1 protein-coding gene and 2 pseudogenes are annotated in these 2,027 nt (G+C 75.6%); 1 reads left to right on the top strand and 2 read right to left on the bottom strand.

Annotation, left to right across the window (positions count from 1 at the left end):
• A pseudogene (locus IH13_RS0103345) lies at positions 1 to 230 on the top strand (DedA family protein); the annotation flags it as partial.
• Between the two features lie 17 nt (positions 231 to 247).
• Here IH13_RS0103345 and IH13_RS0103340 read toward each other — a convergent pair.
• Both IH13_RS0103340 and IH13_RS0103335 read right to left on the bottom strand, forming a co-directional pair.
• Entirely contained in the window at positions 248 to 1,270 is a 1,023-nt protein-coding gene (locus IH13_RS0103340) for an MBL fold metallo-hydrolase (RefSeq protein ID WP_031080908.1), read from the bottom strand.
• A gap of 13 nt (positions 1,271 to 1,283) precedes the next feature.
• A pseudogene (locus IH13_RS0103335) lies at positions 1,284 to 2,027 on the bottom strand (pyridoxal phosphate-dependent aminotransferase); the annotation flags it as partial.

Here is a 2,027-nt window from a genome sequence, read left to right as displayed (position 1 = left end):
TCCCGGTGATGCTGGCCTGTCTGCTCGGCCGGATGCCGCTGCGGCAGTTCGCCCGCGGCGACGTGCCCGCGTGTCTGGCGTGGGCGGCGACGTACCAGCTGATCGGGGTGCTCGGCGGCTCGCTCTTCCGGGAGCCGTGGCAGGGAGTGCTGGCCGCGGTGGTGCTGACGGTGCTGATCAGCGGGGCGCCCGCGGTGTGGCGCCGGCTGCGGGCGCGCTGGGCGCACTGACCGGGCGGGCGGGACGTTCAGCGCTCCAGGACGCGGGAACCGCCGACCGGCAGGTCCCAGAGGTCGGCGCGCGGGTGTCCGGCGCGCTGCCAGGCGGTACGGAGCCGGGCGAGCGGTTCGAGCACCGGTTCGGCGGACAGCACGAAGGTCGCCCAGTGCATCGGGGCCATCGCGCGGGCCCCCAGGTCCTCGTACGCCTGCACGGCTTCCTCCGGGTCGGTGTGGACGTCCGAGAGCCACCACCGCGGCTCGTACGCCCCGATGGGGAGGAGGGCCAGGTCGATGCCCGGGTAGCGGCGTCCGATCTCCTGGAACCAGTGCCCGTAGCCCGTGTCCCCGGCGAAGTAGACGCGCCGGCCCTGTCCGTCGTCCAGCATCCAGCCGCCCCAGAGGGACCGGCAGGTGTCGGTGAGGGTGCGCTTGGACCAGTGGTGGGAGGGCACGAAGTCGAAGCGCACCCCGTCCAGCTCGGCCCGTTCCCACCAGTCGAGCTCGGTGACACAGGTGAACCGGCGCCGCCTGCACCAGCGGCCGAGGCCCGCCGGGACGAACAGCGGGGTGTCCCGGGGCAGCCGGCGGAGGGTGGGGGCGTCCAGGTGGTCGTAGTGGTTGTGGCTGATGAGGACCGCGTCCACTTTCGGGAGGTCCTCCCAGCGGACACCGACGGGGGTGACCCTGGCGGGGGTGCCGAGGATGCGGCGGGACCAGACCGGGTCGGTCAGGACGGTCAGGCCGCCGATGCGCACGACCCAGCTGGCGTGCCCGGCCCATGTGACGCCGATCGCCCCTCCGGCCACCTCGGGCAGCGGTTCGGGGGCGAAGGGCAGCCGGTGGATGCCCCGCAGCCCCTCGGCGTTGGGCCGCAGACCGTGTTCCCGGGCCAGGCGGGTCATGGCCCTGACACCCGGGAGGGGGGCGGTGAGCCGGTCGGCGAAGCTGCGGGGCCAGGTCCGGACCTCACCCAGGGGCCGCGCCGCGACGACCCGGCCTCCGGTGGCCCCGTGAGGCCCGGACAGGGGGCGCTCGGTCTGTTCCGTCATCGAGAGGCTCCCGTCATCCGAGTTCTTCGAGGGCTGCTGCGAACATGCTCAGCGCGTGTGCCACGTGGGGCAATCGCAGGGGCTCCGGCGTGGTGAGGGATGCGGTCTGCTCCTCGGGGGTCGAACCGAGCAGCGCGCCGGTGCCCAGCCGTACCCGCAGGGCGCCCAGCTCGTCGCCGAACCGGTGGCCGCCCGGAGCGGGGGCGCCCAGCCGGTCCGTCAGGTACTCCTCCAGCTCCATGGAGTCCGTGACGCCCCGGGCGGCCAGCCGTGACCGGAGCGGGCCGAGGTCGGCATAGAGGTGGCGGCCGGCCTGCGGGGGTCTGGCGAGCGCCCCGGAGGCGAGGACGGCCCGGTGCGCCGCTGCGGCCAGCTGCGCCTGGACCGCCGCGGCCCGCCGGAGTGCGTGGGCGGCGGCCCGGGCCACGGGCTCCGCCACCAGGGCCCCCAGCGCGGTCAGGACGTCGAGCACCCGGGCCCGGCGGGCCGCGGAGCGCCCCGTCCCGGGGAAGCGTGCGACGGCGACCGGCCAGGCGGCCGGGGTCAGCGCGCCGGCCAGGTCGGTGAGGACGGTGACGTCGTCGGGGCACATCTCGGCGGGGCTCAGCAGCACCGTGTCCCGCGGCGGGTGCACGGTGTCCCGCCAGGTCTCGTCGCTGACGACGTGCAGCCCCTCCGACACGGCCGCCTCGCAGACCTCGCGTACCAGTTCCGGCGGGGGGACGGTGGCGGTCGGTCGTCGGCCACCGAGATCAGC

This window comes from Streptomyces sp. NRRL WC-3549 (assembly GCF_000721935.1).
Taxonomy (GTDB): Bacteria; Actinomycetota; Actinomycetes; order Streptomycetales; family Streptomycetaceae; genus Streptomyces.
The sequence above is the reverse complement of the archived record's forward strand: the minus strand, read 5'-3'. Positions and strand labels throughout refer to the sequence as shown.